Origin of the sequence: Corynebacterium tuberculostearicum, assembly GCF_016894265.1 — a bacterium.
In the GTDB taxonomy this organism is placed as follows: domain Bacteria; phylum Actinomycetota; class Actinomycetes; order Mycobacteriales; family Mycobacteriaceae; genus Corynebacterium; species Corynebacterium tuberculostearicum_D.
The window spans coordinates 1,058,969-1,078,308 of the sequence record NZ_CP069791.1 but is presented as its reverse complement, the minus strand read 5'-3'; the positions used below and the strand labels follow the sequence as shown (position 1 = coordinate 1,078,308).

At 62.3% G+C, this 19,340-nt stretch carries 20 protein-coding genes; 7 read left to right on the top strand and 13 right to left on the bottom strand.

Annotated features, from left to right (window positions below; translation table 11 throughout):
• Complete coding sequence (locus tag I6J28_RS11895; RefSeq protein WP_255342548.1) at positions 1-123, bottom strand: hypothetical protein; 123 nt, start codon at positions 121-123, stop codon at positions 1-3.
• A gap of 85 nt (positions 124-208) precedes the next feature.
• Positions 209-1,603 (bottom strand): YeeE/YedE thiosulfate transporter family protein, encoded by a 1,395-nt coding sequence (locus I6J28_RS05260; RefSeq protein WP_204611208.1) that lies wholly within the window; start codon positions 1,601-1,603, stop codon positions 209-211.
• A gap of 275 nt (positions 1,604-1,878) precedes the next feature.
• Between I6J28_RS05260 and I6J28_RS05255 the strand changes: the two genes are divergently transcribed.
• Entirely contained in the window at positions 1,879-3,711 is a 1,833-nt protein-coding gene (locus I6J28_RS05255) for a BCCT family transporter (RefSeq protein ID WP_204611411.1), read from the top strand.
• Positions 3,711-4,091, top strand: coding sequence for a hypothetical protein (locus I6J28_RS05250; RefSeq protein ID WP_204611207.1), 381 nt, complete (start codon positions 3,711-3,713; stop codon positions 4,089-4,091). Before I6J28_RS05255 ends, I6J28_RS05250 begins: the two co-directional genes overlap by 1 nt.
• Before the next feature lie 6 nt (positions 4,092-4,097).
• Here the strand turns inward: I6J28_RS05250 and I6J28_RS05245 are convergent, their stop codons facing one another.
• The 6 genes from I6J28_RS05245 to I6J28_RS05220 all read right to left on the bottom strand — a co-directional run bounded on the left by I6J28_RS05245 (position 4,098) and on the right by I6J28_RS05220 (position 9,935).
• Positions 4,098-4,751 (bottom strand): response regulator, encoded by a 654-nt coding sequence (locus I6J28_RS05245; RefSeq protein WP_005326390.1) that lies wholly within the window; start codon positions 4,749-4,751, stop codon positions 4,098-4,100.
• Positions 4,748-5,959 carry a sensor histidine kinase gene (locus I6J28_RS05240; RefSeq protein WP_204611205.1) on the bottom strand — a complete coding sequence of 404 codons (1,212 nt, stop codon included), beginning with the start codon at positions 5,957-5,959 and terminating at the stop codon, positions 4,748-4,750. Before I6J28_RS05240 ends, I6J28_RS05245 begins: the two co-directional genes overlap by 4 nt.
• A gap of 66 nt (positions 5,960-6,025) precedes the next feature.
• Positions 6,026-6,691 carry a response regulator gene (locus I6J28_RS05235; protein ID WP_204611204.1) on the bottom strand — a complete coding sequence of 222 codons (666 nt, stop codon included), beginning with the start codon at positions 6,689-6,691 and terminating at the stop codon, positions 6,026-6,028.
• A complete protein-coding gene (locus I6J28_RS05230) occupies positions 6,688-7,299 on the bottom strand; it encodes a hypothetical protein (RefSeq protein ID WP_204611203.1) in 612 nt (203 codons plus the stop codon). Before I6J28_RS05230 ends, I6J28_RS05235 begins: the two co-directional genes overlap by 4 nt.
• Positions 7,296-8,516, bottom strand: coding sequence for a sensor histidine kinase (locus tag I6J28_RS05225; protein ID WP_204611202.1), 1,221 nt, complete (start codon positions 8,514-8,516; stop codon positions 7,296-7,298). Before I6J28_RS05225 ends, I6J28_RS05230 begins: the two co-directional genes overlap by 4 nt.
• A gap of 42 nt (positions 8,517-8,558) precedes the next feature.
• Positions 8,559-9,935: a M20 metallopeptidase family protein gene (locus I6J28_RS05220; RefSeq protein ID WP_204611201.1), complete on the bottom strand. Its 1,377-nt coding sequence runs from the start codon at positions 9,933-9,935 to the stop codon at positions 8,559-8,561.
• 157 nt (positions 9,936-10,092) lie between these two features.
• Between I6J28_RS05220 and I6J28_RS05215 the strand changes: the two genes are divergently transcribed.
• Positions 10,093-11,082, top strand: a complete 990-nt coding sequence (locus I6J28_RS05215; RefSeq protein ID WP_204611200.1) for an HNH endonuclease signature motif containing protein — start codon at positions 10,093-10,095, stop codon at positions 11,080-11,082.
• Between the two features lie 103 nt (positions 11,083-11,185).
• On the opposite strand, the gene lepA is transcribed toward I6J28_RS05215, so the two are convergent.
• Positions 11,186-13,036: a translation elongation factor 4 gene (gene lepA / locus I6J28_RS05210; protein WP_005324118.1), complete on the bottom strand. Its 1,851-nt coding sequence runs from the start codon at positions 13,034-13,036 to the stop codon at positions 11,186-11,188.
• A gap of 18 nt (positions 13,037-13,054) precedes the next feature.
• Between lepA and I6J28_RS05205 the strand changes: the two genes are divergently transcribed.
• Together I6J28_RS05205 and rpsT are read left to right on the top strand one after the other, a co-directional pair.
• A complete protein-coding gene (locus I6J28_RS05205; RefSeq protein ID WP_204611198.1) occupies positions 13,055-13,591 on the top strand; it encodes a type II toxin-antitoxin system PemK/MazF family toxin in 537 nt (178 codons plus the stop codon).
• Positions 13,592-13,862: 271 nt separating this feature from the next.
• Positions 13,863-14,126, top strand: coding sequence for a 30S ribosomal protein S20 (gene rpsT / locus I6J28_RS05200; protein WP_049378501.1), 264 nt, complete (start codon positions 13,863-13,865; stop codon positions 14,124-14,126).
• Between the two features lie 117 nt (positions 14,127-14,243).
• On the opposite strand, the gene I6J28_RS05195 is transcribed toward rpsT, so the two are convergent.
• Positions 14,244-14,822, bottom strand: a complete 579-nt coding sequence (locus tag I6J28_RS05195) for a TetR/AcrR family transcriptional regulator (protein ID WP_204611196.1) — start codon at positions 14,820-14,822, stop codon at positions 14,244-14,246.
• A gap of 333 nt (positions 14,823-15,155) precedes the next feature.
• On the opposite strand from I6J28_RS05195, the gene I6J28_RS05190 reads away from it, so the two are divergent.
• Positions 15,156-15,998, top strand: a complete 843-nt coding sequence (locus tag I6J28_RS05190) for a DNA adenine methylase (RefSeq protein WP_204611195.1) — start codon at positions 15,156-15,158, stop codon at positions 15,996-15,998.
• Positions 15,991-17,322, top strand: coding sequence for a type II restriction enzyme (locus I6J28_RS05185; RefSeq protein WP_204611194.1), 1,332 nt, complete (start codon positions 15,991-15,993; stop codon positions 17,320-17,322). The genes I6J28_RS05190 and I6J28_RS05185 overlap by 8 nt, the downstream gene beginning before the upstream one ends.
• Here the strand turns inward: I6J28_RS05185 and I6J28_RS05180 are convergent.
• The 3 genes from I6J28_RS05180 to holA are packed head-to-tail and all read right to left on the bottom strand — an operon-like array spanning position 17,319 to position 19,340.
• Positions 17,319-17,966 carry a LysE family translocator gene (locus I6J28_RS05180; protein ID WP_204611193.1) on the bottom strand — a complete coding sequence of 216 codons (648 nt, stop codon included), beginning with the start codon at positions 17,964-17,966 and terminating at the stop codon, positions 17,319-17,321. The genes I6J28_RS05185 and I6J28_RS05180 overlap by 4 nt on opposite strands.
• Positions 17,963-18,352, bottom strand: a complete 390-nt coding sequence (locus I6J28_RS05175; protein WP_204611192.1) for an ankyrin repeat domain-containing protein — start codon at positions 18,350-18,352, stop codon at positions 17,963-17,965. The genes I6J28_RS05180 and I6J28_RS05175 overlap by 4 nt, the downstream gene beginning before the upstream one ends.
• 10 nt (positions 18,353-18,362) lie before the next feature.
• On the bottom strand, positions 18,363-19,340 hold the full coding sequence (gene holA, locus I6J28_RS05170) for a DNA polymerase III subunit delta (RefSeq protein ID WP_204611191.1): 978 nt from the start codon (positions 19,338-19,340) through the stop codon (positions 18,363-18,365).

The following is a 19,340-nucleotide window of genomic DNA, read 5'->3' as shown; positions in this document are numbered from 1 at the left end:
CTAGCTGGCATAGACGTTGAGGCGCAGTTCCGCGTCCAGCAGGTGTTCTTCCTCGCGCTCAAAGACGGCGAAGGCATGCAAAATATCCGCAACAGCGGTGGAATTATCATCAAACTCGGGCATGCAATAACTTCTTTCAAACCACAAAGGAGGCACAAGAATCACGCTCGATTCTTCTGCCTCCACATAGTAGCTGACAATGATGTAATTATCCGCCCTTGACCACCGTGACCTGCCAACCAGCATCGCCCGAGCGATGGAAATCACGAATCTCATGGCCCTCATCGGCCGCCCACTGCGGAATGGATTCGGTGGCCTGGGTGCAGTCAAAGTCAATGACAAGCGCCTCGCCAGTCTCCAGCTCCGCCATGACCTGCTTGGCCTCAATCAACGGGAACGGGCACACCGCGCCGAGGGTATCGAGCGCATAGTGTCCGCCGCCCAGCGCGCGGGCCTTGTTCTTAACCTGCGGCTTGGTCTTGAGCGCTACCGCCCCGGTGGCAGTGGCGAAGCTCGGCAGCACCTTATCCTCGGCGGAGACCACCGAGTTATCCACGGATTCCTCGGTGGAGTAGGTCTGCGGCTGCTGCGGCTCACGGCTCTGCGCGTTCTTCGGCTTGAGCCACAGGCGCGCGCCCGCGCCGACGCCCAGGGCCATAAAGAACAGCGATACCCAGCCCTGGAAGCTAAACAGGGAGGTCTCCACCATGCCATTGCCCACGGTGCAGCCGCCGGCTAGTGACGCGCCTACGCCCATCATGATGCCGCCCCAAATAGCGCGGGTCGCGGTCTGCGCATCGGGCACGCGCACGCGGAACTCACCGGCGGACTTGGCGGCGATAAAAGCGCCCACCAGCAGGCCAATAACCAACAGGGTGCCCCAGTTCATACGCGCGGAATCGCCGGTGGCGGTCCAGCGGACGATGTCCGCGGTCGGCGTGGTGATGCCGAGGCCGCCGTTGCGGCCAGCGTTAGCCGAAAGCACAAAGCCCACCGTGCCGATGATGCCCACAGCAACCGCCGCGATATTCATGTTCAACGGCTTGGCGTACCACGGCTGGCCCAAATCCACCTTCGGGCGGCCGGCGTCCTTGGCGCGGTAGTGGCGCCACAGCAGGAAGGTCACGACCCACAGGACTGCAACCAAGATCCACGGCGAGATATGCAGCGCGCCGTGGATGGTGGTGACCGGGAGGCTCCACTGCTTGAACCAGTCATTGGCGCCGGACAGCGGGCCGGACTTCATGGCCGCGGCCGAAAGCCCGTAAAACAGCAGCGCAATCCACGAGCCGACCAGGCCCTCTGCCGAGCGGTACCACGTGCCGGACGCGCAACCGCCGGACAAGATGATGCCGAGGCCAAAGATGAAGCCGCCCACGATGACGGCTACCGGCTTGAAATCGCTAATCTCCGGCGAAAGCACGCCCATGCCTGTCAACAGAGTCAGGCCAAAGGCATGCACCGAAATCAAAATGAGCAGGGCGGTAAAGCCGCGCCACGTTTTATTGAGGAAAATATCGCGCAGCATGCCGGTTACGCAGAAGCGCCCGCGCTGCAGCACGGCACCGAAGACGATGCCGGTGAGAAGTCCGGTAATAATCACTATTTCTCCTTGCATCGAGTTAAGGGCTTCAGCCTACGACACCTAAGACAGAATTGTCTATGTCCACTGCACAACCCTGTTTCATAGTGTGTCATTTATGCACTACATTTGCGGTTTTTGCAGCGGTGCAGGACAATAAGAGAACCGTCTAGTAAGGCAGGGACAAACCTCTGCCGTGTAAGGAACTCGTGAACTCCTCTCGATCCGCCCGCGCGTATAAACGTTCCCTTGAACCAAGTGACAAGGGCAGCGCCGTGGGCTTGTACCCCCATAACATGCACCCAGGGCTTGTGCCCGGCATCAGCGTCGAAGACCAGCGCAATAAGTTTGGCCTGGATAAGCCGCTGTTTTTCATCACCGCCATCCTCATCGTTGCCTTCATTATCTGGGGCGTCCTCATGCCCGATAGCGTGGCCAGCGCCTCCTCCTCCGCCTTTGGCTGGGCCATTACCAACGCCGGCTGGCTGCTCAATATCACCATGATGCTGGCCATTGTCACCATGGCCTATATCGGCTGCTCCCGGTTGGGTCGCATCAAGCTCGGCACCGATGACGAGGAGCCCGAGTTCAGCTACTTCAGCTGGGTAGCCATGATGTTCGGCGCCGGCATCGGCGTGGGCATCTTCTTCTATGGCCCGTCCGAGCCGCTCTCGCACTACCTCACCCCGCCGCCGCACACGGTGGAGGGCAATACCGTCGAGGCCCTGCACCAAGCCATGGCCCAGGCCCACTACCACTGGGGTATATCCCCGTGGGCGGCCTACGCGCTGGTCGGCGCGGCGATTGCCTATTCCTCCTACCGCCGCGGGCGCGTGCCCTTGGTCTCTTCCATCTTCAAGCCGCTTTTCGGCTCCCGCGATACGGATGGGCCGGTGGGCAAGCTTATCGACGTCCTCGCGCTCATCGCCACCCTCTTCGGCACCGCCGCCACCCTGGGCCTATCCGCCATCCAGATCGGCGAAGGCGTCACCATCATCCGCGGTGCGGGCTCCATGACTAATACCGCGCTTATCGTCATTATTGCGGTTCTAGGCTGCGCGTTTATCCTTTCTGCGGTCTCCGGCGTGGCGCGCGGCGTGCGCTACCTATCCAATATCAATATCTCGCTGACGCTGGGGCTGGTGGTCTTCGTCTTCCTTGTCGGCCCAACTCTGCTCCTGCTCAACCTCATCCCGGCCGGCATTGTCACCTACATCGATCAGCTCTTGCCGATGATGGCCAAGGGATTGTCCTGGGGCGATGAGACCATCGAGTTCCAGTCCTACTGGACCGCCTTCTACTGGGCCTGGTGGATTGCCTGGACGCCGTTCGTCGGCCTCTTTGTCGCCCGCATCTCCCGCGGTCGCACCATCCGGGAATTTACCGCCGTCACGGTATTCGCACCTACCACCATCCTCATCCTCGCCTTTACCATCTTTGGCGGCACCGCGATTTCCTTTAACCGCGAAGGCATCGCCGGCTTCGACGGCGAATCCTCTAATGAGCAGGTGCTCTTCGCCATGTTCCAGGACCTGCCTTTGGGCTCCATCACGCCCTATATCCTGCTGGTGGTCTTGGCGGTCTTCTTCGTCACCTCGGCGGATTCGGCCTCCGTGGTGATGGGAACGATGTCCTCCAAGGGTGATCCCACCCCGAATAAACTCGTGGTCATCTTCTGGGGCGTGTGCATGATGGGCATTGCCATCGTCATGCTGCTGACCGGCGGCGAAGACGTGCTAACCGGCCTGCAGAACCTCACCATCCTCGCCGCTCTTCCCTTCTGTGTGGTCCTTTTGGTCATGATGGTGGCCTTCATTCGCGACCTGCGCTCGGACCCGATGTTTATCCGCCGCACCTACGCCCGCACGGCGATGGATAACGCGGTCATGCGCGGCATCGAAGAGCATGGCGATGACTTCGAGTTCACCGTTCAGCACGCCGAAGGCGACCGCGGCGCCGGCCACGACTTCGATTCCTCCGCCGAGCGCTATACCGAGTGGTACCAGCGCACCGATGAGGAAGGAGAAAACGTCGAATACGACTTCGATACCGGCGTCTGGTCCGACGGCTACGACCCCAAACACGATAAGAACCACCCTGACTTTGAGGGTGAAAAGAAGGAGAAATAATGGGCATCCCAGACGACGTTGTCCTCGATGGCTATACCCTCATCGAGCAACACGCAATCGACCACGAGTTCCTGCTGCGCGGCTCTCCGCTCGGCACCGAAACTCCCTTCCTCTTCGCCCTGACCATTGCGGGCGTCCTGCTGGTTGCGGCAAGCTTCTTCCTGCGCGGTGGCGCGCGGGTGACAGCCGGCCTGGTGGGTGCGATCCTGGCGCTTTCCAAGCTGTGGTGGATGCCCTTCGCGCTATGGCAGCAGTTCGATGACGGCCAAGTATTCGGCTACACGCTCAAGTACTTCCCGCAGTACTGGCCGGTGGCGTCCCTTATCGTCGGCGTCATCGCGCTGGTGGGACTGGCCTCCGCCATTTTCCGCCGGCCCTAGCCACGCCTAACCGCCGAGCACCGCAATCGCGATGTGCACCCGGTTGGTGCCATCGATTTTGGCCAGGATGTGTTTCATGTGCGTCTTGACCGTGGTCAGGGAAATGAATAGCTGCTCGGCAATCTCGGCGTTGCTTAGCCCCTGGGCCACCAGCTGGGCGATTTCATTCTCGCGCTCGCTCAGCTCGGCCAGCCCGCTGGGTTGAATCATCTCTTGTTCCGGCTGCGGCGGCGTGGCCGCCAGCCCCACCAGGTTTTCTAGCACCTTCGGGCTGAGCTGTTGCTGGCCTTGGGCCGCCGCTCTTACCGACGCCACCAGCGCCTCCGGCGCCGTCGTCTTCAACAAAAAGCCCACCGCCCCAGCGCGCAGGGCGTGCAGGATGAACTCATCGGTATCAAAGGCAGTGAGCATCACCACCGGGATATCGCGCGCGCCGGCGAGCGAGTGCAGCTGCGCCGTCGCCTCGATGCCGTCCATGACCGGCATGCGAATATCCATCAGCACCACGTCCGGCTCCTCGGCCAGGATGAGCTCAACGCCCTCCTTGCCGTTTCCGGCCTCGCCGATAACGCTGATGCCCGGCGCGCCTTCCAAGATCATGCGCAGGCCGTGGCGCAGCAGCGGCTCATCATCGACAAGCACCACCCGAATTTCACTCACTTTTCTTCCTTCCTCGGCAGGCGCAGAGTCCACGAGAACCTATCTTCCTCATCGTTTACCTGTAGCGATCCGCCCACCACACTAGCGCGCTCGCGCATGCCGACGATCCCGTACCCACCACTGTTCCCACTCCCCTTCTTCCCGGCTAGGGCGACGGGGTTGGACATGGTGATTAAGAGGGCGTCGGCAAGCGCGGCGATGGTGATGGTCACCGGTTCGCCCGGTGCGTGCTTGCGGGCGTTGGTTAGGCCCTCCTGGACCGCGCGGTTGAGCGCGTGGCCGGCCATGGTGCTCAGCTCTTCCAGCGATTGCGGCCCCGCGCCCGCCTGGTAGCACACTTCTACGTCCATGCCCGCCTGGCGGGAACGCTCCACCAGCGATTCCACGCCCTCGCGCGGATCAATACGTCCCTCGCTGCGCAGCGAGTGCAGCGCCTCACGCAGATCCCCCACGGCGGCCTCGGCTTCATCGCGAATCGTGCGCGCGGATTGCCGCGTCTCTTCCGGATCTAGGTCTTTGCGGTAGGCCAACCCACCGGCATAGACCGCGATCATGCTCAGCCGATGCGAGAGCGTATCGTGCATATCCCGCGCGATCCGGTCGCGCTCTTCCTGCCGCGCAAAATTCTCCCGCGTGGCCATTTCCTCGTGCGTGAGCTCCGCCTGCGCCTTCAGCGCAATCGTGCGCTCTTTTTGGTTCGAGCGAACCAACCCGACGACTAGTACCACTACTGCTGGGAGAATGATGGCAATGAAAAATCCCAGCTTCCCGGGAGCACTAAGCCCTTCGCTTCGAGACAAATCGACGGTGACCAACTCCGAGGCCACCATGGCCGCACATACCGTCGCCATCCACAACCGGCTGCGGCGCGAGGCCGCCGAAAACGCCGCCATCATTACCGAAGGCCGGAACTCGGCAATCGAAACCGTCGCCGAAATAATGGTTGCAGCTACCAACGCACTGCGCGGGCCGGGCTGTGCACTGCGCGGGTCACGCTCCCGCGCAGCATGCCGGAGAGCAAAAGGCAATAAGATCCACGTGCCGATCATCGCCGCGGAAAAAATAAACAGCCGTCCGGACGAGCCATCGGTCTCGCTGAACCGGACGGAAAAGACGAGAAAATCTCCTATCACTGCCACCGCGGCGATGACAAGCTTTTGCCACAGCGGGCGCTTAAGCATCTCGTCGGATTTTCGGAATAACTTCATAACGCGCACCAGTCTAAGCCGACCCGCCGCCAGCGCGGTATCCCCCGCAGGGAGGATTCTCCGTCCTCAGCCACGCGCCTCTAAGACCATAATGGCGATGTGCACGCGGCTCGTGCCGCCGATCTTTTTCAAAATGTGCTGCATATGAGACTTCACCGTGGCCATGGACACCACCAGTTGGTCGGCGATGTCTTGATTATTCAAGCCCTGGGCCACCAGCTCGGCGATTTCCCGCTCGCGGGAGCTAAGCCTACCTAGGTGGTTGCGGGCGGTGCGGGTGTGGTGCGAATGGGCGTCGGAAAGCGCGGGGCTTTGCATGCCCACCAGCTTGTCGACGACCTGCGGGCTCAACAACGGCTGCCCCGCCGCAGCCGCGCGCACGGCCGCCATGAGCGATTCCGGCGGTGTCGACTTCAGCAGGAACCCGGCCGCCCCGGCGCGCAGGGCCCGCAGGATGAAGGAATCGGTATCGAAGGCCGTAAGCATGATGATCGGCACTGCGTGGACGGACAGAATCTTCTCCACGGCCGCGATGCCATCCATGACCGGCATGCGAATATCCATCAGCACCACATCGGGCTGCACGTCGAGCACGGTAGCCACCGCGTCTCGGCCATTGCTCGCCTCGGCCACGACCTCGATATCGGGCGCGTTAGATAGCAGCAGGCGCAGGCCGCTGCGGACTAGAGCCTCGTCATCAACGAGCACTACGCGCAGGGCATCGGCCATCATGTATCCTTTCCCACTGGTTGATTCCACCGCGCCCGCCAGAACTTCGACGCAACGGGCGTATACGCCACTGTAAGTGCCACGAAAATCACCAATGCTACCGGCACTATATTGGCGTGGCCCGCCACTACGCCGTTGAGGAATGAGGGCACGAGAAAATCATTTAACTTTTCGAAAAATTTGGGGAAAAATTCGATGACTAGTGTGGCCGCAATGAATGTCAGCGCAGTCTGCAGGAGCAACGTCCACAGACTTATCCGGTGCAGCCGCTTATCGATGTCCGGCTTCCCCACCGCCGCAAACATCACCCTCGCGCCTTGCCCGCGAAACTCCGGCACGATGTAACCGCAACGCTCCACCAGCTCAATGCGGTCTGCGTCTTCGGGCGCATTATCGTCGCTTTGCCCGCGCAGGAATTCCACGCTATAGGCCGAGTCATCAGTATCGGTGTAGCTGAGCTTGCGCGAAGTTCCGTCAACGGTGGAGGTAAAAAGACTGCGCTTAAAGTCTAAGTACTTTCCCGTCCACCCCTCACTGGCCGTGGTTTCTTCTAGGTCAATGCGCATGAGCCCGTAATCGGGATGGCGCAGTTGCCAGCTCATTTCGTTCATTGCGTGGCCTCCTGGCGCGCTAGCGGTAAACGGATACTCCATCCAAATTCCTCGCTTTCTTCGCCGACGTGGACATTCATGCGCCCGCCGGATAGCTCCACGCGCTCGCGCAGGCCCACCAGCCCATAGCCGCCGGCGCTACTGCCCGCGTGATCGTCGGCCTTAGCCGCCGGGAGCGGGTTGCGCATCTCGATGCCCACCTCACCGGCCACCTCGTGCACCGTAATGCTCACCGGCTGGCCAGCGGCGTGCTTACGCGCATTGGTCAGGCCTTCCTGTACTGCGCGGTGCACGGCGTGCTGCGCCATCGTGGATAGCCCAGTAAAAACATCCGGGCTGGCACCGTCCGCGTAGGTCACGGTCACCTCGGCTCCGGCCTCACGCGCGGCCGCGACTAGCTCTTCTAAGGTGGTGCGCGGATCCTCGGAAAGGTCTTCGCGCAAGGCGCTTAAGACGGTGCGCAAATCTTCTACCGCGTTCTGGGCTTCCGTGCGGATGGTGCGCGCTGCGTCTGTGAACTCGTCGGGCACGCCCTCGCGCGGATAGCTCAGCGCACCCGCATGGATGGCCACCAGGCTCAAGCGGTGCGAGAGCGAATCGTGCATGTCCCGCGCGATATTCTCGCGCTCCTCTTGCCGCGCGCGTTCTACCCTGGCGCGCATCTCTTCGCGATTCATCCGGGCTTGTTGCTCCACCCGCCACCGCTTTTCGCGCAGATTGCCACGCTTTTGGCCTACCAATAACCCCGCGACCATCACAACAACAACGAAGATGGCACCAACCCATCCGATATCGTCCCAGGCCATATAGGGGTTAAAGCTAGTTTCAACCGCAAACGCCACCACGAAGCACGCCACTGCGGCCACCGAACGCAAGGTCGATCGGCGCGAGACCATGGAAATAAAAGCCACAACTCCACTAGCCGCACCAAAATAGGAGCTCGACCCCAGGAGCACGATGCAACCGGCGATGAAGCTACGGGTGGAGCCGGCATAGTCGACGTCGGAAAGCTCGCGCGGCTGGTGCTCTAAGGCAAAGGGCAGGGCAATAATAGTCACCACGCCCACCGCAAAGCCGGTGCAGATATAGGGCCCGTACTCCTCAAACGACGGCGAGTATTCCTCAATATCGAAGCTCATCAACGCCACGCCGATGAGCCAATTCGCCACTGCACAAGCGGCAACAATTCCCGCCGTGCTCCACTTCGTTCTGATCATGGCCTAAAGCTTAAGCCCATGTCCATAATCCCTAGGGATGAATTATTTTTGCACCCCGGCCGCATCGCGCATGGCCTTCGTCTGCGCGGACGGATGCTCGTTCTCGGTAGCGAGGCGCTCAAACGCCACGGCCGCCAGCGCGGCGGCCTGCATGCCGAGTACGGAATCATCAAAGCGCATCATTGGCGAGTGATTCCACTCGCGCTGATTTTCGGGCTTTTCCGGATTGGCCGTGCCCATCCACATAAAAGTGCCCGGCACCTGGGAGAGGACGTAGCCGAAGTCCTCGGAGGCCATCATCGGGGCGTCGAAAGGCTGGACATTCTCCGCGCCAAACATCTGGCCCCACAAGGTGGCGGCGAACTGGTTCTCGCGCGCATTCGTCTTGGTGGTCGGGTACAAAATCTCAAAATCCACCTGTGCGGTGCAGCGGTGCGAGGCAGCGACGGAGCTGGAGACCTCCGTAATCATCTGGCGCACGGCGTCGATCTTCTCATCGCGCAGCACGCGGACTGTCGCGCCCAAGGCCGCGCGCTCCGGGATGGCGTTATACGCGCCGTCGCCCGCCCACAGGTTGGTCACGGTAATCACGATGGGCTCCAGCGCATCAAAACGGCGGGTCAGCGCCGTCTGCAGCGACATCTGAATCTCCGCCAGCGCCGCTACCGGGTCGATGGCATCGTGCGGGCGGGAGCCGTGCCCGCCCTTGCCCAGCACCGTGATGGTCAAGTTGGAGGAGCTTGCCATCATCGGGCCTGGCACATAGTGAAAGGTGCCGCGGTCTTGGGGGCCGACGTGCAGGCCGTAGGCGGCAATGGGGCGTCGGCCAGCGGCGTCGAGCACGCCCTCCTCAATCATCGGCAGCGCGCCGCCCGGGCCTTCCTCGCCGGGCTGGAACATGAAGGTGACATCGCCGTGCAGCTCCTCGCGGTGCTCGCACAGAATCCGCGCCGCGCCCACGAGGCCGGCCGTGTGCAAGTCATGGCCGCAGGCGTGCATATAGCCATTCGTCGACGCGAACGGGCTGCCGGTCTGCTCGCGCACCTCCAAGGCGTCCATGTCCGCGCGCAAAAGCACCGACACCGGCCGCTCGCCGCGCTGGCCGCCGCGCAGCACGGCCACCACCGAGCTCAAATCCTGGCCCACGTGAATCTCCAGCGGCAGGCCCTCCAGCGCTTCTAGGACCTTCTTCTGCGTGCGCGGCAGGTCCAGGCCGATTTCCGGGTTGCGGTGCAGGTCGCGGCGGAAGTTCTGCAGCTCCTCGACCATGCCCTCGCCCATTTCCTGGAAAACCTCGGTGGCTACCCGCTCACCAATGCGCGCCCGCGTCACCGGCAGGGGCGGCAGCTGCTGGGCCTGGCGCGGGGCAGCCAGGCGGCCAGGGTTGGTGGGGCGAATACGCTTGGTCGGGTCAGTCATGGGGAGCTCCTTTTCTCGCTTTCGCATTCGAGGGTACCGCAGGTTATCCACAGGCCGCCCGGCGGGTTCGGGGTTGGTGTGACGGGTGGGGCGAGTTATCCACAGGCGGGCGCGCGTGAGCTACCGCGGGCTTGCGGGGTGTCTTAGGCTCACCGGCATGACCCGCTTGCAGGACTACGCCCGCCAACTTACCTCGCCGATGGAGCTTCTCGGCGAGGTCTCTGGCGCGCGCGAGGCCGACCTGCGCCGGCTGGGGCTTCCCCGGCAGGAGGCCCGGAGCCTGCTTGCGCTTGCCGACGTCTACTTTGGCCCCACCCCCTTCACCCGCCGGCAGCGCTCGTGCCGGGCAACCAAGCATTGCTTGGCGACGTTGAAGATCATCGAAAAGTACGTCTCGCGCACGAAATCCAAGCGGGATGCGTGGGCGCTGCGCGCTGAACTATGCGCGACCGACCAGGACGTGGAGCGGCTCGCGCGCACGCGGTTGAAGGAGCTTTATCCGCCGCGGCAGCCGGAGAAAGGCGTGCGGATGACGCGGCGCAAGGGTGGCCCGTCGACGCTATCGATTACCGGCGATTCCGATTTCATTGCTGACCTGCACGCCAGCATCAACGAGGAGATGCCGCTTGATTCCGTGGAGCATATCTTCTTCCGCGGCGGGGCTGCGGCGCGGCCTGCCGCGACGACGAATATCATCATCCAGCTCGATGAATTGGATGAAATCTTAAGCGGCGGAGGTGAGGAAATCACGCTGCGGTTAACCAATGGTGCCGAAATAAGCGGCGCGAAGCTGGTGGAAAAGCGCTTGGCCGAATGCGGGCTCGTCACCCTCGTCCATCCTTATGAGGGAGCGGTGAACCTGTATCGCACCTCGCGGCATGCCTCGGATAAGCAGCGGCTGATGGCGGGCGCGGAAAATCCCACCTGCCCGTGGGCCGAGTGCAACTATCCGGCGGATAAGTGTCAGATCCACCACCTGCAGGCGTGGAAGCACGGCGGGGAGACCAATATGGCGAATCTCAGCGTGGCGTGCCCGTATCACAACGGCGTCAACGACGACGATCCGCACGCGCCGCCGGTGCGCGGCAGGCTTGAGCGGCGGCAGGGCCGAATAGTCTGGGTCCCGCCCTGGGCCGGATCGACCTAGTTACACGCCTTGAACACTCAGGTCGTCCGCTCAGGCCGTCCGCTCAACCTGGCCTCGCAACCACGGCATGGCTGCGAGGTGGGTTCGGCGTGCGTGGGGTGGATTAATCGTCGGCGTCGGTAGACAGCGCGGCCACGAAGGCTTCCTGCGGCACCGAGACGGAGCCCAGCGTCTTCATGCGCTTCTTACCGGCCTTCTGCTTTTCCAGCAGCTTGCGCTTACGGGAGATATCGCCGCCGTAGCACTTGGCCAGCACGTCCTTGCGCATAGCGCGGATGTTTTCGCGGGCGATGATCTTCGAGCCGATGGCCGCCTGGACGGGCACCTCGAACTGCTGGCGCGGGATGAGTTCCTTGAGCTTTTTGGTCATCTTATTGCCGTACCACTGGGCGGAATCGCGGTGGACGATGGCAGAGAAGGCATCGACTGGGTCGCCATTGAGCAAGATGTCGACCTTTACCAGGTCCGCGAGCTGCTCGCCGGCCTCCTCATAGTTCAGCGAAGCGTAGCCCTTGGTGCGGGACTTGAGCATATCGAAGAAATCAAAGATGATTTCGCCGAGCGGCATGGTGTAGCGCAGCTCCACGCGGTCCTCGGAAAGGTAGTCCATGCCGCCCATCTGGCCGCGCTTGGACTGGCAGAGTTCCATGGTGGGGCCGACGAACTGCTCAGGCACGATGACGGTCATCTTCACCACGGGCTCATAGACCTCGTTGAGCTTTCCTTCCGGCCAGTCAGACGGGTTGTGGACCCACTTTTCCTCGCCGTCTTCGGCCACCACGCGGTAGGTTACCGATGGCGCGGTGGAAATCAGGTCGAGGCCGAACTCGCGCTCCAAGCGGTCGCGGGTAATTTCCATATGCAACAAACCCAAGAAGCCGCAGCGGAAACCAAAGCCGAGGGCGACGGAGGTTTCGGGCTCGAAGGTTAAGGAGGCGTCGTTAAGCTGCAGCTTTTCCAACGCATCGCGCAGGTCCGGGAAGTCGGCCTGGGAAATGGGGAAAAGGCCGGAGTAGACCATCGGGTCCGGGTCCTTGTATCCCTTAAGTGGGGTTTCGGCGCCGCCGTTGGACCAGGTGACGGTATCGCCCACCTTGGTCTCGCGGACGTCCTTTACGCCGGTAATGAGGTAGCCCACCTCGCCAGGACCCAAGCCCTCACACTTTTGCATCGTGGGCGAAACGATGCCGATTTCCAGCAGCTCATGGTTGGCGTTGGTCGACATCATGGTGACCTTCTGGCGCGGGGTGAGCTTGCCGTCCACCATGCGGATATAGGTCACCACGCCGCGGTAGGTGTCATAGACGGAGTCAAAAATCATGGCGCGGGCCGGCGCATCGGCGTCGAATTCAGAAGATGGCGGCGGGACTAGCTCGCAGACCTTGTCCAGCAGCTCGACGACGCCCTCGCCGGTCTTGCCCGACACGCGCAGCACCTCTTCCGGCTCGCAGCCGATGATATTGGCGATTTCCAGCGCGTATTTTTCCGGGTCGGCGGCCGGCAGGTCGATTTTATTGAGGACCGGGATGATTTCCAGGTCGTTTTCCATCGCCAGGTAGAGGTTGGCGAGGGTTTGGGCTTCGATGCCCTGGGCGGCGTCGACAAGCAGGATAGCGCCCTCACACGCCTCGAGCGCGCGGGAGACCTCGTAGGTAAAGTCCACGTGGCCGGGGGTGTCGATCATCTGCATGACAATCTGCTCCCCCTGCGCGGTGCCGGACTGGGGCACCCACGGCAGGCGCACGTTCTGCGCCTTAATGGTAATGCCGCGCTCGCGCTCGATGTCCATATTATCGAGGAACTGGTCACGCATATCGCGCTCCGCAACCACCTTGGATAGCTGCAGGATGCGGTCCGCCAGCGTCGACTTGCCGTGGTCGATGTGAGCAATAATGCAGAAGTTTCGGATTCGGGCGGGATCCGTAAACGTCGTGGCCGCAAAGTTTTCAGACATACGTCTACAATAGTCGACATGAAAAGCGCCATGCTCACCCGTCTGCGCCAAGCGCTGGGAATCAGCGAGCGCGAGCCAATAGACACCGGCCTGAGCCGCATTAATTCCCGGTTGGGGCTGGATAGGTCGGATGAGTTCCACGGGCCGCGCAAGGCCGCCGATATCCAGGTAGAGGCCACTGCCTCCCACCCCCGGTCCATATTTTTCACCCCCGATATGGACGGCCAGGCCGACTCCGGCGAGGTGGTCTGGGTGTGGGTACCGGCCGAAGGTAAGCAGGCACCACCGCGCGAGCGCGCCATTTTGGTCGTCGGCCGCACCCGCACCACGGTAATGGGCTTGCTTATCTCCCCCAACCCAAAGCATGCGCTTGACGACGCCTGGCTGGAAATCGGTTCCGGCGAATGGGACGAATCCGGGTGCGATTGCTGGGTGCGCCTCGACCGCCTGCTCGAGGTATCCGAGGAGCAGGTGCGCCGGCAAGGCACGCTTTTTCCGGAACGCAGATTCGAACGAATCGCGAATAGGTTGCGGGCGCGCTACCACTGGGCCTAGCCGCCGCGCGGCCGGTGGCTAGGGAGCCAGCGGGCCGGGAGCCAGAGACCTGGGAGACGGCTGTCGCGGGGAGGGTTTTGGCAGGTCGGGTTCGGTACTGCTATTGTGTGTTGGTTACTTACTTGCCGGGCGCGCTGGTCGGGGCGGGCAGGACCTTGGGTTCGCTCTTCGAATACCAGCGCCGAGCGCACCAGTAATTACTGGCCGCGGGAGTAGTCCGAGTAGGTCGGTTTCTACGTCAATCACTTTCGATTACTAAGAGGTATTTTTCATGGCAAATATCAAGTCCAAGCAGAAGCGCGTTATCACCAACGAGAAGGCACGTCGCCGCAACAAGGGCGTTCGCTCCGCCGTCCGTACCGAGATCCGCAAGTTCCGCGAGACCGTTGCCGCTGGCGACAAGGCTGCTGCTGAGAAGCAGCTGCGCGTGGCATCCCGCGCCTTGGACAAGTCCGTGTCCAAGGGTGTCTTCCACCGCAACACCGCAGCCAACAAGAAGTCCGGCATGGCTTCCGCGTTCAACAAGATGGACTAAGAGCCATTGCACAGATTATCCCCCGGTCGCGCTCTACGGAGCGCGCCGGGGGATTTTCTTAGCTTATTTTGGCCGGCGGAACCGGCAGGTAGGGCCGGTAAGACTTAGGCGGGGCGCTTAGGCCAGTTCATCGTTGAAGTAGTCTTCGAAGATGGCGCCGGCGTTGTGGAAGGCGTCGGCAAGCGAAGTGCCGCCACGGGTTTCCACGAAGGTCTCAAAGGCGGTCAGGAACTGGGTGTGGATGATGTTGACGGTCGGCGTAAGACGCGGATCGGAGGACTTCCAACCTTCGCGAGCCTGCACCGCCTGGCGGACGCGCTGAATGATGCGGCTATTGCGCTGGCAGTACAGGGCGCGCAGCTTCGTATCCTTAGCCAACGCCTGGGCCGTGAGCTGGGAAATTTCGGGGAAGAACTCATCGCCTACGGCACGATTGAATACGGTCATGGCCATGATTTTGGAATCTTCGCGCAGGCTTCCGGTGGGCAATCCCGCGGCGAAATTTTGGAATTGGTTCTCCACTTCCTCCGACATTTCGGAGCCTAAAACTGCCGATTCTTTGTCTTTTATGTAATTAAAAAGCGTACGGCGGGAAACGCCCACTTTGTGAGCGAGCTCCTCCATGGTGAACCCGTCATAACCATTCTCGATGACGAGGTTGAGCGCAGCGACTCGGATTTTTGATATACGCGGCATGAATGCCCCTTTCTGTCCCGACGCTCTTCAAGCTTCAGTATCTTTTCTTTCTCCCTAAGAAATTGTGAGGAAATTCTATTTTGCCTACAAGCTAAGGGATTTTGAGGCGATTTTATTACCTTATATTCGGTCAGAGAAACTGCCATGCACACCAGGGGAATTCCCCGCCGACACGGCTGCGCATTTTCGCCCGTCATGGCACCATTAGGCGAAACTGTGACGTTGGACAACCAAGATGGCGCCGCCGCGCGGCCACGCATCCGATTTACCCGCTCGCACGTTCGAAAACCCGATGGTGCTCGTGTCCGGTGGGACGGCTAAGATGAGTCAACGATGAAAAACGTTAAGCCACTGGTGAAATGGGCGGGCGGGAAGCGCCAGCTCTTGCCGCATATCCACGCCGCCCTGCCGGCGGAGACCCCGCGGCGTTTTTATGAACCCTTCATCGGTGGCGGCGCGGTGCTTTTCTCTCTCGAACCGGCCAGCGCACGGGTCAACGACCTCAATAGTGAGCTCATCAACCTCTATGAGGTGGTGCGCGGCGGCGTCGATGAGCTCATTGAGGAGCTCGCGGGCTACCCCAATGAGGCGGAGTTTTTCTATGCGCTGCGCGCAGTGGACCGGGATGCCCACAAGTTTGCCGCCCTCTCCCCCGTCGAGCGCGCGGCACGAACGTTGTATCTCAATCGCACCTGCTATAACGGCCTGTACCGCGTGAACGCGGCCGGTCAATTTAATGCCCCGTTTGGGCGTTATAAGAATCCCACCATCTGCGATGAAGACACGCTGCGCGCGGTGCACCGCTATTTTGCGGATAATGATGTGGTCTTCTCGCAGGGTGATTTCGCCGCGGCGGTAGCACAGGCGCGCGAGGGGGACTTTGTGTACTTCGACCCGCCCTATGACCCGGTGAATGTGACGAGCTCGTTTACCGGCTACCAGAAGGGCGGCTTTGACCGTGCGGAACAAGAGCGTCTCAAAGAGGTCTGCGATGACTTGGATAGGCGCGGGGTGAAGTTCCTGTTGTCTAATTCGGCCACCGAGTTCATCCGCGAGCTCTATGCGGACTATGAAGTAGGCATCGTGGGGGCAACGCGGGCGATTAACTCCGTTGGCTCGAAGCGGGGCAAGGTTGACGAGGTCCTGGTGCGCAACTACGAGGTCCGCGGTGACTAGCGGGCCGGAAGCGCAGGAGCTGCGGGCGCGCTTTGGTGTGCCGGAGTCGGAGAAACTCGGCGTCAATGACTGGGGATGGCTGCGCATCCTGGCGGCGGGATACGACGCGGAGCTGGAGCGGCGCGGGTATTTCTATATCGGCGCGCGGGAGCTAGAACGGCTCTCGGGCCGGCAGCCGCGGCTGATGGCCAAGCATGATTTTTCTACGTCGCGGCCGTGGATCTTTCAGCGTCTCCAGCTGGGAATCGTACCGGTCAGCCGCAGCGAATACCTGGTAGGGCGATTCAACCTCTACGAACGGTTTCCAGAAACGCAGCGCGGCGAGGTACGCACGCTGGAGCTGCCGGCGGGGCTCGACACCCTCTCGTTGGAGGGGGTGAGCTCGGAGGCGGTGGCGTTAAATGGGGCGTCGGCAAGCGGGATGCTAGAGGACTTCCTGGGGTGCGGGCCATTGCAGGCGACGGTGGCCGGGCGCATGTCCACGCGCGGGCTTAAGGTGCGGCTGCCGGACTTGGGCGTGGATGTGGCGGTGGACCGCGCGCAGATGGAGATCGACGGCGGCTTTGAATCGCTCGAGCACCTGGTGCTGGTGGAGGCGAAGAACCACCTTTCGGATGATTTCAATATCCGGCAGCTATATTTTCCGTATCGCCGGTTCCAGCAGCGCCTGGCCAAGGATGTGGTGCCGGTTTACCTGGTGTATTCCAATGGTATTTTCCACCTATACCGCTATGAGTTTCGGGACCCGGCGGATTTTCGCAGCATTGCGCTGGTTGATAGCGCCCGCTACGCGCTGTCCGCCTCGCACCTGGACGCGCAGGCGGCGCTCGATATTGTGCGGGCGGTAGAGCCCGAACCCGAGCCGGCCGTGCCCTTCCCGCAGGCTAATAGCTTCGAGCGGGTGGTCAACTTGCTCGAGCTCATAGCGCTGCAGCCGCTCAGCAAGGCGGAGATTACCCAGCGCTATGATTTCGACCCGCGGCAGGCGGATTATTATGCCAATGCCGCGCGCTACCTGGGCCTGGCGGAGCCGGTAGAGGACACGTGGGAGCCGACGGAGCACGGGCGGCGGGTTATCGAGCAACCGCAGCGTGACGCCCGGAATGCGGCGCTCATACGAGCGCTGGCGGCGCGGCGGGTTTTCCGCGAAGTCCTAGAGCTCAGCCTGGCCCGCGGCGCGGTGGCTAGCACCGCAGAGATTTGTGCGGCCATGGAGGGGCTGGGCCTGAGCTTGGCGACGTCCCGGCGGCGCGCCTCCACCGTCGCCCGCTGGACCCAGTGGGTGCTGGACACGGTGGCCGAGGGCACGCCGCGCCTGTTTTAAGCCAGCAGGTTCTGCCCGCCGGAGATGATGAGGACGATACCGGCGATGATAAAGAAGAGGCCAGAGCCGATGTCGATCCACGGGCCGGCGGCGATGAGCTTGCGGCGCACGGCATTGGTGGAAATTACCGTGGCGACGACGAGGAAGAAGAGGAAGGCCGACAGCGAGAGCGAAAGTGTCAGCGCAATGGCCAACCAGATGGGTGGGCTAGCCGGAAGCAGCGGGGCGATCATCGCGGCGAGGAAGAGCACGATTTTCGGGTTGGACATATTCGTGGCCAGGCCGACCTTGAAGGCGGTGCGCAGGCGGCCGAGCTGGGCGGCGGCGTCTTCCAGATCCACGGGCGGGTTGGCGCGCTGGGCGATGCCGCTGCGCAGCGCGCGGGTTCCCATAAACACTAAGAAGCAGCCGCCGATGGCTTGGACCGCGCCGAGGATCTCTGGAAAGGCGGTCAGCAGCGCGGCGGCGCCAAAGACGGTGGCGGCGCACCAAAAGAGCACGCCGATCTGGATGCCGGCGGCCGCGGCGATGGCGTGGCGGCGCGAGCGGGTGGCGTAGCGGGTCACCAAAATGATGTCCGGCCCCGGCGAGGCGACGCCCACCAGGTTCATCAGCAAGAGGGTGAAAAAGGATGTCCAGGTCACTCCCCCGCCTCGCTTTCAAGGCGCGAGATAAGGTCCTCGCGACCAAACAGGCGGGCCGAATCCAGTGCGGAGGGCTGGCCGGCGGTGGGGTCGGCGTGGGCGGCAAGGAGGGCGTCGATAACCGCGTCTTCCTTCTTGAAGATGGCACCGGCCAGCGGGGACTGGCCGCGGTCATTGAGTAGGTTGACGTCTGCGCCGGCGCGGGCAAGTGCGGTAACCAGCTCGGCGTGGCTGTGATAGGCGGCGAGCATGATAAAGGACTGGCCTTCGTGGTTGACGAGGTCGATATTCACGCCGTGGTCGATATAGGCGAGGAGGTCCAGGTTGCCCTCGCGCGCCATGTCAAAGAGTCGACCGGCGAATTCTTGCACTTGCGTTTCAGACATGGTTTCTAGCTTATCGCGCCAGTTCCGCGACGCGTTTGACGGCCGCCTCAAGGGCGAATTCGGGCTCACCGCCTTGGCCTTTGACGGCGGCATCGAGCTCGGAGACGAGGATGACGGCCTTGGTGACATTATCGGCGGACCAGCGGCGGGCCACGGGCTGGGTCATTTTGACCACGTAGGGTGCCAGGCCAGTTTGGCTCGCCAGCGAGTACTGGTCCCCGCGCGCGGAGTAGAGGCGGGCGACAGCGCCGACCTTATTGGCCAGCGCGGCGGCAATCGCCACGGGGCTCGCGCCCAGCTGGAGGGCGCGGCGGCAGGTGGATACGGCGGCTTCGACGCGGCCGGCGACGGCGGCGTCGGCAATGTCCCAATTGGCCACCTCGGCCACGCCGACGTAGTAGTTTTGCACCGCCTCGCGGGTGACATTGCCGCCGGTATCGGAGACCAGCTGGGAGATGGCCGAAGCCAGCTCGCGCAGGTCAGAGCCCACTCCCTCAAGCACGGCGTGGATAACGTCCGGGGTGGGTCGCACGCCGTGGCTGGAAAATTCGCGGGTGGCCCACTGGCCCAGCTCATTGGGGTAGAGCGAAAAGACCTCGTGGACCTCCGCAATCTTGCGCAGCTTGGCCACGAGCTCGGGCTGCTTCTTCTTTTTCTTCAGCGTCTTGGCCGTCACGGAGTAGATGATGACCATGGTCATGCCCGGCGCGGGGTTGGCACAGGCGCGCAGGAGGATATCGACTACTTCTTTGCCGGCACGCTCGCAGTCGCTGATGACGATTACGCGGTTATCGCCAAAGAGCGACGGGCTGGTGGCCTCGAGGAGCTCTCCCTCAGAGACCTCGGAGGCCTTGAGCTTGGTCAGCTCGGGCCGGGTGCCGGAAGATCCGCTCTCCTCGGCCGCGGCGCGCTGGATGTGCAGGCGGGCGCGTTCGGTGAGGAATTCATCGTCGCCGAGGATGAGGTGTACTGGAGGCATGCCCGCCAT

Bases quoted from the DNA above. Each gene is read 5' to 3' on its own strand.
- I6J28_RS05220 (WP_204611201.1), bottom strand. From the start codon at position 9,935: ATGACTGACCCGACCAAGCGTATTCGCCCCACCAACCCTGGCCGCCTG.
- I6J28_RS05205 (WP_204611198.1), top strand. From the start codon at position 13,055: ATGAAAAGCGCCATGCTCACCCGTCTGCGCCAAGCGCTGGGAATCAGC.
- I6J28_RS05240 (WP_204611205.1), bottom strand. From the start codon at position 5,959: ATGAAGTTATTCCGAAAATCCGACGAGATGCTTAAGCGCCCGCTGTGG.
- I6J28_RS05230 (WP_204611203.1), bottom strand. From the start codon at position 7,299: ATGAACGAAATGAGCTGGCAACTGCGCCATCCCGATTACGGGCTCATG.
- I6J28_RS05255 (WP_204611411.1), top strand. From the start codon at position 1,879: ATGCACCCAGGGCTTGTGCCCGGCATCAGCGTCGAAGACCAGCGCAAT.
- I6J28_RS05250 (WP_204611207.1), top strand. From the start codon at position 3,711: ATGGGCATCCCAGACGACGTTGTCCTCGATGGCTATACCCTCATCGAG.
- rpsT (WP_049378501.1), top strand. From the start codon at position 13,863: ATGGCAAATATCAAGTCCAAGCAGAAGCGCGTTATCACCAACGAGAAG.
- I6J28_RS05175 (WP_204611192.1), bottom strand. From the start codon at position 18,352: ATGTCTGAAACGCAAGTGCAAGAATTCGCCGGTCGACTCTTTGACATG.
- lepA (WP_005324118.1), bottom strand. From the start codon at position 13,036: ATGTCTGAAAACTTTGCGGCCACGACGTTTACGGATCCCGCCCGAATC.
- I6J28_RS11895 (WP_255342548.1), bottom strand. From the start codon at position 123: ATGCCCGAGTTTGATGATAATTCCACCGCTGTTGCGGATATTTTGCAT.
- holA (WP_204611191.1), bottom strand. From the start codon at position 19,340: ATGGCGGGCATGCCTCCAGTACACCTCATCCTCGGCGACGATGAATTC.
- I6J28_RS05190 (WP_204611195.1), top strand. From the start codon at position 15,156: ATGAAAAACGTTAAGCCACTGGTGAAATGGGCGGGCGGGAAGCGCCAG.
- I6J28_RS05225 (WP_204611202.1), bottom strand. From the start codon at position 8,516: ATGATCAGAACGAAGTGGAGCACGGCGGGAATTGTTGCCGCTTGTGCA.
- I6J28_RS05215 (WP_204611200.1), top strand. From the start codon at position 10,093: ATGACCCGCTTGCAGGACTACGCCCGCCAACTTACCTCGCCGATGGAG.
- I6J28_RS05235 (WP_204611204.1), bottom strand. From the start codon at position 6,691: ATGATGGCCGATGCCCTGCGCGTAGTGCTCGTTGATGACGAGGCTCTA.
- I6J28_RS05195 (WP_204611196.1), bottom strand. From the start codon at position 14,822: ATGCCGCGTATATCAAAAATCCGAGTCGCTGCGCTCAACCTCGTCATC.